Source organism: Erysipelatoclostridium sp. An173 (genome assembly GCF_002160495.1).
Lineage (GTDB): Bacteria > Bacillota_I > Bacilli_A > Erysipelotrichales > Coprobacillaceae > Thomasclavelia > Thomasclavelia merdavium.
In genome coordinates, this window is record NZ_NFKR01000060.1 from 1 (window position 1) to 8,238 (window position 8,238).

The following is an 8,238-nucleotide window of genomic DNA, read 5'->3' on the forward strand; positions in this document are numbered from 1 at the left end:
CATCACTTCTAAAGAAATACTCTGTATAATACTTTTAGAAAGAAGGGGAAATCGTGAAAAAATATGAGATTGATATGTGTAATGGGCCACTATTAAAGCAAATTATAATATTTGCGGTACCATTAATGTTATCAGGGATATTACAGTTATTATTTAATGCGGCAGATATTGTAGTTGTTGGGAGATTTAGCGGTAGTGATTCTTTGGCTGCTGTTGGTGCTACTTCATCATTGATTAATCTATTAGTAAATTTATTTATCGGTATTTCAGTTGGTGCTAATGTTTTGTTTGGCCGGTTTTGTGGAGCGCAAGATGAAAAAAATGCTTCTGAAACTGTTCATACTGCTATATGCATAGCTATTTATGGTGGTATTTTGATGATTTTTGTTGGTATCTTGTTAGCTAGACCAATGCTTGAATTAATGGGAACTCCTGAAAATGTTATTAGTTTATCAACTATTTATATGCGAATTTACTTTTTAGGTATGCCAGGATTTATGATTTATAATTTTGGTGCTGCTTTATTAAGAGCTGTCGGTGATACAAGGAGACCGCTATACTTTTTAACAGTAGCAGGAATAATTAATGTTATTGGAAATTTAATATTAGTTGTTGGCTTTAATTTAGGGGTTGCAGGAGTAGCAATTTCAACTACTGTATCGCAATATATTTCAGGTTTTTTTGTTTTAAGATGTATGTACCAGGATGATGGAGTATTAAAAATACATCGAGATCGTTTGCATTTTCATAAAGATAAGTTAATTAAAATGTTAAAAATTGGTTTGCCAGCAGGGTTGCAAGGTATGATTTTCAATATTTCTAATGTTTTGATTCAATCTTCTATTAATTCTTTTGGTTCTATTATCATTGCAGGAAATACTGCAGCTAGTAATATCGAAGGATTTGTATATACTGCCATGAATGCAGTTTACCAAACATCATTAAGTTTTACTAGTCAAAATATGGGTGCTAAAAACTATAAACGTGTTGACCAGATTTTAATTAGATGTTTAGGTTTTGTTAGTATTGTAGGATTAGTACTTGGAATAGGTGCTTATTTATCGGGTAATATCTTGTTAAGTATTTATTCTACTGATCCACAGGTAATCGCAGCTGGGATCCTTCGTTTGAGTATTGTTTGTTCATCATATTTTTTATGTGGTATGATGGATGTAATTGTAGGAAGTTTACGTGGTATGGGATATTCAATAATGCCAATGATTGTTTCTTTAACGGGTGCTTGTTTATTTAGAGTTATTTGGATATTTACTATTTTTGCAATTGATCATTCGTTATTTGTTTTATATATATCTTATCCAATATCATGGATATTAACATTTATTGTTCATTTCATTTGTTATTTAAAAGTTAGAAAAACGGCTTTTGAACTGAGATAAAATTTTGGTTTATTAATGGTATTACTTCTTTGTTTAATGAAATAGTAATACCATTTTTTATTTAATATATTTATTGAAATTATTAATTGTAAAATTATTGATAATTTCCCATTTTTTAATAATATGTAGTATAATACCTTCCTGCTGATAGGAAAGATATTTCCTATAATATATATAGAAATGGGGTAAAGTGATGAAGTTTAAAAAAAGAAAAAAAATTATTGGGATAGTAGCTATATTAATAGCACTTATAGGTGGGATAACTGGATATCATAGTTACTCACATCCAGAGCTTAAATTAAATGCAAAGACAGTAAATGTTGAATATGGAGAAAATGTTGAAAAGTACTTGATAAATAGTATTGATACTTCTATTTATGATGACAAAAGTGTTGTAGATGATATTGAATTTACTTGTAAAAAGATAAGTGATTTTGATGACGTAGATGTTGGAGAATATACTATTAAATATAAGTATCGAGATAGTGAAAAGACACTTAAATTAGTAGTAAAAGATACAACAGCACCAGAAATTAAATTAAGAAATAGTGCTAATATTTTTGAAAATGATGTTATTGATTATGATAGTCTGGTAAGTGTTGATGATTTATCATCTTATAAAACAAGTTATGACGATTCAGCTGTTAATTATAATACACCGGGTAGTTATATTGCTAAGTATATAGTTGAAGATAAATATGGTAATAAAAATGAAGTTGAAATACCGGTAATAGTTAATCAATTATTGTTGCAAACAACATCACCAGCAAGTATTTCTTTAAATCCTGATGGGACATCTAAGTTTGAAGTTTCAACTAATTGCAACAGTGCTATTTTTTATAACTCAAGTAACCCAAATGTTGCTAGCGTTGATAATGCAGGAAATATTATTGCTAAAAGTGCTGGAAGTGCAACGATTACAGCAACAGTTAAAGGAAAACAAGTTTCTACTATGTTGTAGTAACTAATCCAAAACCGGTTAATAATTATCAAAGCAATTTGCCAGTAAATAAAAATGATGATGTAACATATACTGTATATAAAACTCGGACTGGTGATTGTTATCATCATAGTGGTTGTCGTTATCTTTCTAGAAGCTGTATACCGGTTTCTAGAAGCGGTGCAATTAGTCAAGGATTAAGAGCTTGTAGTGTATGTAATCCATAAATATAAAATTATTCAAATATGAAAAGGGGAGATTTTACAATCTTCCCATTTTAATTATATTTTACAATTTTGCGATAACCAGTTGTAAAGTCAACTTCATTTTCTAATGGTTCATTATTATCTAAATGTTTAATATTTCTAATTACAAGATTTAAAAAATATTCATGAACACTTTTCCAAGCAAATCCCCCTGAAACATGTGGTGTGATAAATACATTATCATAGTTCCATAAATCACTATTTTCAGGATATGGTTCTGGATCGATAACATCAAGAGCTACTCCATAAAGATGATTTAAATCGAGTACTTCTTTTAAATCGTTAGTATTAATAGCTGAGCCACGACCAACATTAACTAAAACAGCATCTTTTTTTAATAGCAGCAATCTTTTTTTATTGAATAAATTAATTGTTTCTTGTGATTGTGGTAAACAAAGAATAACAAAATCACCTTGAGGTAAGATTTCATCTAGTTTATCCATTGTATGTAGTTCATCAACATATTCAGGAATATCAATTAGTGTTCTTTTTAAACCAATGACTTTACAATCAAAAGCTTTTAATCTTTTAGCAATTTCATAACCTAAATCACCTAAACCAACAATAATAACAGTACTATGATAAAGTTCTTTACCATTTTTAACTTCTTGCCATAAATGATTATTCATGTTATTAAAATAAGTTTTAAAGTTTTTATTTAAAGCTAAAATCATACCGATGGTATGTTCACTAATCGCTTTTCCATAACTGCCACTAGCATTTGCTAATAGGGTATTGTGATTTAATACGCCTTTTCTTACATAAGTATCACTACCGGCACTAGCTAATTGAATAGCTTTTAAATTAGCACGATTTAAATTGATTCGATCGGGTGCATTACCGATTAGCATATCACAGTTATCAATCATATCTTGTGTTAGTTTAGCTCCCCTAGTAAAAGTAAATTGATGATTAGGAAATGTTTTGGTTAAAATATCTTTTTCCTGACTTGTAAATGGTGCTAAAGAAAGTATTTTCATAAATTTGACCTCCTAATAAGTTATAACTATTATAACAAATATTTAAATCACTAGTAAAAGGATGTTGATGTTTTAAAATGTGGGATAGAAGTTATGTTTGTTTGACAATTTAAATTTTAATGTAAAATATTTGTTTTATATGATTTTTTCATCTAATTTATTTATTATAAATTTGTTATTTATTTATTATTTTATTGAAAAATACGACAAATTATCCTATAATTCGGCTGTAGTCTATAATGGCTATAATAGCAATACTTTTAATGAAGTAATCATTGACTAGGGCATGTTACGGATTTAAGAGGGCAATAATTTCCTTTAGTGCGCTCTTTTTTAAAAGAGTGTACAGGGATTTTATTGCCTTTTTTTGTTATGCTTTGTTGAATAGTTATTAATTAGAAATGAATTAATATTAAGGGATTGTTATTACAAGAATATATATGGAGGAATAATTGTTGGAAAGAATGAGTGGAAAAATAGAGGGGAGAAATTATGCCGCTAGGTAAAAGAGTTAGTATTAATTTAAAAAGGTTTTTATTAGGAATAATCGATGCTATTTGTATTATTTTTTCTTGTTTTGGGGCTTTGTTTTTGCAGTTTAATGGCAATGTTTCTAGCATATATTTAGAAAAAATAATGGTTTTAATTATTCCAATAGTAATTGTTAATTTATTAATATTTGTAATTTTTAAACTATATCAAAGCTTATGGCAGTTTGCTTCAGTTACCGAATTAAAAAATATTATTATTGCTTGTTTAATCGCTAGTTTAAGTAATTTGTTGTTATCATTAATTTTTAATCAATATATAACGATAAGTTATTATTTTATTTATTTTTTAATTCTAACAACAACAATCGGTGGCAATCGTTTTTGCTATCGAATTATTAGATCATATGCCAATAAATATAGTACTCAAATAGCAAAACCGGTAAAGGAACGGGTTTTGATTGTTGGAGCTGGAGTGGCTGGAGAAAAAGTATTAAGAGAAATTAATAACTCTAATCATATCCATAAAGAAGTTGTCTGCTTTATTGATGATGAACCAAGCAAATGGAAAAGACAGATCCATGGTGTTGATATCTATGGTGGCCGTAATAAGATCATTGAAGCGGTTGAAAAATATGATGTTAATGAGATCCTGGTCGCTATGCCTTCAATCAGCAAAAAGGAATTAGCTAATATTTTAAATATCTGTAAAGAAACTAAATGTCAGATCAAAAGACTTCCTGGTATTTATCAGTTTATCAATGACGATATTCATATCAGTGATTTTAAAGATGTTGAAGTTCAAGATCTTCTAGGCAGAGAACCAATCCGAGTTAACCTTGATGATATCATGGGCTATGTAACTGGTAAGGTTGTTATGGTTACAGGTGGTGGCGGTTCAATTGGAAGTGAGCTATGCCGTCAGATTGCAGCTAATAAACCAAAGAGCTTGATAATCGTTGATATCTATGAAAACAATGCATATGATATTCAGCTAGAGTTAAGACGTAAATACCCAGATTTGCATCTGGAAACGATGATAGCATCAGTTAGAAATTCAGTAAAAGTAGATAAACTGTTTGCAACATATCATCCAGATATTGTTTATCATGCAGCAGCTCATAAACATGTACCGTTAATGGAAGACAGTCCAAATGAAGCGGTAAAGAACAATGTTTTTGGAACATTGAATGTAGTAAAAGCAGCCGATAAATATCAAACTAAAAGATTCATTTTGATATCAACAGATAAAGCTGTTAATCCAACGAACATCATGGGAGCAACCAAACGGTTATGTGAGATGATCGTACAGACATACAATAAAAAATCAAAAACAGAATATGTAGCAGCAAGATTTGGAAATGTTTTAGGATCAAATGGATCAGTAATTCCATTATTCAAAAAACAGATCAAAGAAGGAGGACCGGTAACGGTAACTCATCCAGATATCATCAGATATTTTATGACGATACCTGAAGCGGTAAGTTTAGTACTACAGGCAGGAGCATATGCCAAAGGTGGCGAAATCTTTATTTTAGATATGGGAGAGCCAGTCAAGATAGCAGATATGGCAAAGAACCTGATCAAATTATCAGGGTATGAACCAAATGTAGATATTGATATTGTTTATACAGGATTAAGACCAGGAGAAAAGCTGTATGAAGAGCTATTGATGGAAGAAGAAGGATTACAGGATACGCCAAATCATATGATTCATATTGGAAAACCGATTGAATTTGATGAAGACAGTTTTTTTGAAGATTTAAAAGAATTAAAAGAAGAAGCCTATGAAGAAAAAGACGAGATAAAAGAGTTCGTGAAAAAGATGGTTCCAACATATAACTATAAAAATGTAAAAAAAGAAAGGGTCGCAGTAACAAAATGATGAAAAAATTATTGATTGTAGGAGCAGGTGGACATGGACGATGCTGCTTAGATATTGTCAGAGATTTAAAAATTTATGACACAATTTCTTTCCTTGATGATAATTGTGCAAATGAAATTATAAACGACTGCAAAGTAATAGGCGGTATTAATGAAATGAATAATTACTATCCAGAATATAAAGACATTTTTATAGCTATCGGTAATAATCAACTAAGAAAGAAATTAATTAATAAAGCAAAATGTTTAGGGTATCATGTTGTTTCTATTATAGCTTGTAATGCAGTTGTTTCACCATACGCATCGATAAAAGATGGAACAATTATTTTTAATAATGCAGTAATAGAGGCGAATGCTAATATTGGTGTTGGGTGTATCATTGCCACCAATACTACAATTAATCATGATGCCATTATAAAGGATTATTGCTTAATCTATTCCAACAGTGTCATCAGGCCTAATAGCCAGATTGGTTCAATGTCAAGAATTGGAAGTAATTGTACTGTTACTTTTAATGCTAAAGTAAGAGCTGGTAGTGATATAGAGGATGGTTGTGTAATTAAGTTAAAAGATGAATATGATTTTGAGGTGGAAATTTAATGTATAAAAAAGTTATTAAAAGAGTAATTGATTTTGTTTTGTCATTATGCGGACTTATTGTGTTAAGTCCAATTTTTATTATTTTATGCATTTGGATAAAATTGGATAGTAAGGGACCAATTTTGTTTAAACAAAGAAGGATTGGAATTAATAAAAAACATTTTAGTATTTATAAGTTTAGAACAATGTATATTGATACCCCAAAAGATATGCCTACACACATGTTATCCAATCCAGATCAGTTTATTACTAAAGCAGGAAAGTTTTTAAGAAAAACATCGCTTGATGAATTACCACAAATTATTAATATTATTAAAGGTGAAATGTCGATTATTGGACCAAGACCAGCTTTATGGAATCAGGATGATTTAATTGCAGAAAGAGATAAATACCATGCTAACGATGTAAGACCTGGTCTTACAGGATGGGCACAAATAAATGGTCGTGATGAATTGGAAATTCCAGTGAAAGCAAGATTAGATGGAGAATACGTTAAGCGTATCTCTTTTTTATTTGATGTTAAATGTTTTTTTGGAACAATTATATCAGTTCTTAAATCAGATGGGGTAGTTGAAGGTGGCACTGGTTCAATGAATGGAGATGCAAAATAATGAAAAAGATACTAATAACTGGAGCCAATAGTTATATTGGTACTTCATTTGAGCGTTACCTTCGTGAAAATTATCCTAACGATTATTTAATTGAAACATTGGATATGATTGATGTAAATTGGAAAAATCATGATTTTTCTAATTATGATGCGATTTTTCATGTAGCAGGAATAGCGCATGCAGATGTTGGTAATGTTTCCGAAGAGACAAAAAAGCTTTATTATCAGGTTAACTGCGATTTGGCTTATGAAACTGCATTAATAGCTAAAGAAGCTAAGGTTAAACAGTTTATTTATATGTCATCTATTATTGTATATGGTGAAAGTGCACCATATGGTAAGAGTAAAGTAATTACTAAAGATACTAAACCATCACCAGCAAATTTTTATGGTGATAGTAAATTACAGGCAGAAATAAAACTAAAGACTTTACAAGATAAAGATTTTAATATTGTTATTATTCGTCCGCCAATGATATATGGAAGAGAAAGTAAAGGAAATTATCCAATGTTATCAAAATTGGCTAAGAAATTACCAGTATTTCCTAAGATATCTAATCAAAGAAGTATGCTATATATCGAAAATTTATGTGAATTTATTAGATTATTGATTAAAAATAATGGTTATGGGATTTTTTATCCTCAAAATAAGGAATATGCTAGTACGAGTATGATTGTGAAAACCATTAATCCTAAAATAAAAACACTAGGTTTATTAAACCTAGGTGTTTTTATTAGTTCTAAAATACCAGGCAAGGTAAGCGGGTTGTGTAATAAAGCATTTGGAAATCTTGTATATGATAAGACGATGAGTATTTATGATGAAGAGTATTGTCGTTATGATTTAAAAGAATCAATTAAAAGAACGGAGGGGTTAATCTGAAAATACTAAAAAAGCATTAAAATTGGGTGTGTTGAAACGCAAAAAGGACTCTAAAAAGAGCCAAAAAAATTTTATTCCCATTTAAAAATAAGTAGCACACCTGCACATTAAGATACAAATCGATGGGTAAATTTGAAATTAATGCCGGGAAGCTTATATAACCACACATATTATAACACTTACTTTGATAA

At 29.7% G+C, this 8,238-nt stretch carries 8 protein-coding genes; 7 read left to right on the top strand and 1 reads right to left on the bottom strand.

Annotation, left to right across the window (positions count from 1 at the left end):
• Nucleotides 1–53: 53 nt before the first annotated feature.
• The 3 genes from B5F09_RS13905 to B5F09_RS14915 all read left to right on the top strand — a co-directional run bounded on the left by B5F09_RS13905 (nucleotide 54) and on the right by B5F09_RS14915 (nucleotide 2,564).
• Nucleotides 54–1,397: an MATE family efflux transporter gene (locus tag B5F09_RS13905; RefSeq protein ID WP_343215448.1), complete on the top strand. Its 1,344-nt coding sequence runs from the start codon at nucleotides 54–56 to the stop codon at nucleotides 1,395–1,397.
• A 193-nt stretch (nucleotides 1,398–1,590) separates the two neighbouring features.
• Nucleotides 1,591–2,358 carry an Ig-like domain-containing protein gene (locus B5F09_RS13910; protein WP_087374926.1) on the top strand — a complete coding sequence of 256 codons (768 nt, stop codon included), beginning with the start codon at nucleotides 1,591–1,593 and terminating at the stop codon, nucleotides 2,356–2,358.
• A 38-nt stretch (nucleotides 2,359–2,396) separates the two neighbouring features.
• Entirely contained in the window at nucleotides 2,397–2,564 is a 168-nt protein-coding gene (locus B5F09_RS14915; RefSeq protein ID WP_158095863.1) for a hypothetical protein, read from the top strand.
• Between the two features lie 50 nt (nucleotides 2,565–2,614).
• Here B5F09_RS14915 and B5F09_RS13915 read toward each other — a convergent pair whose 3' ends face one another.
• Nucleotides 2,615–3,583 carry a D-2-hydroxyacid dehydrogenase gene (locus B5F09_RS13915; RefSeq protein WP_087374929.1) on the bottom strand — a complete coding sequence of 323 codons (969 nt, stop codon included), beginning with the start codon at nucleotides 3,581–3,583 and terminating at the stop codon, nucleotides 2,615–2,617.
• 492 nt (nucleotides 3,584–4,075) lie between these two features.
• Between B5F09_RS13915 and B5F09_RS13920 the strand changes: the two genes are divergently transcribed.
• The 4 genes from B5F09_RS13920 to B5F09_RS13935 are packed head-to-tail and all read left to right on the top strand — an operon-like array spanning nucleotide 4,076 to nucleotide 8,047.
• On the top strand, nucleotides 4,076–5,956 hold the full coding sequence (locus B5F09_RS13920) for a nucleoside-diphosphate sugar epimerase/dehydratase (RefSeq protein ID WP_239404350.1): 1,881 nt from the start codon (nucleotides 4,076–4,078) through the stop codon (nucleotides 5,954–5,956).
• A complete protein-coding gene (locus tag B5F09_RS13925) occupies nucleotides 5,953–6,555 on the top strand; it encodes a sialic acid O-acetyltransferase (protein WP_239404351.1) in 603 nt (200 codons plus the stop codon). Before B5F09_RS13920 ends, B5F09_RS13925 begins: the two co-directional genes overlap by 4 nt.
• Nucleotides 6,555–7,166, top strand: a complete 612-nt coding sequence (locus B5F09_RS13930) for a sugar transferase (protein WP_087374933.1) — start codon at nucleotides 6,555–6,557, stop codon at nucleotides 7,164–7,166. Before B5F09_RS13925 ends, B5F09_RS13930 begins: the two co-directional genes overlap by 1 nt.
• The gene (locus tag B5F09_RS13935) at nucleotides 7,166–8,047 is read left to right on the top strand and encodes an NAD-dependent epimerase/dehydratase family protein (RefSeq protein WP_087374935.1); all 882 of its coding nucleotides are present in this window, start codon (nucleotides 7,166–7,168) and stop codon (nucleotides 8,045–8,047) included. Before B5F09_RS13930 ends, B5F09_RS13935 begins: the two co-directional genes overlap by 1 nt.
• Nucleotides 8,048–8,238 lie beyond the last annotated feature (191 nt).

Bases quoted from the DNA above. Each gene is read 5' to 3' on its own strand.
- B5F09_RS13910 (WP_087374926.1), top strand. From the start codon at position 1,591: ATGAAGTTTAAAAAAAGAAAAAAAATTATTGGGATAGTAGCTATATTA.
- B5F09_RS13915 (WP_087374929.1), bottom strand. From the start codon at position 3,583: ATGAAAATACTTTCTTTAGCACCATTTACAAGTCAGGAAAAAGATATT.
- B5F09_RS13920 (WP_239404350.1), top strand. From the start codon at position 4,076: ATGCCGCTAGGTAAAAGAGTTAGTATTAATTTAAAAAGGTTTTTATTA.
- B5F09_RS13925 (WP_239404351.1), top strand. From the start codon at position 5,953: ATGATGAAAAAATTATTGATTGTAGGAGCAGGTGGACATGGACGATGC.
- B5F09_RS13930 (WP_087374933.1), top strand. From the start codon at position 6,555: ATGTATAAAAAAGTTATTAAAAGAGTAATTGATTTTGTTTTGTCATTA.
- B5F09_RS13935 (WP_087374935.1), top strand. From the start codon at position 7,166: ATGAAAAAGATACTAATAACTGGAGCCAATAGTTATATTGGTACTTCA.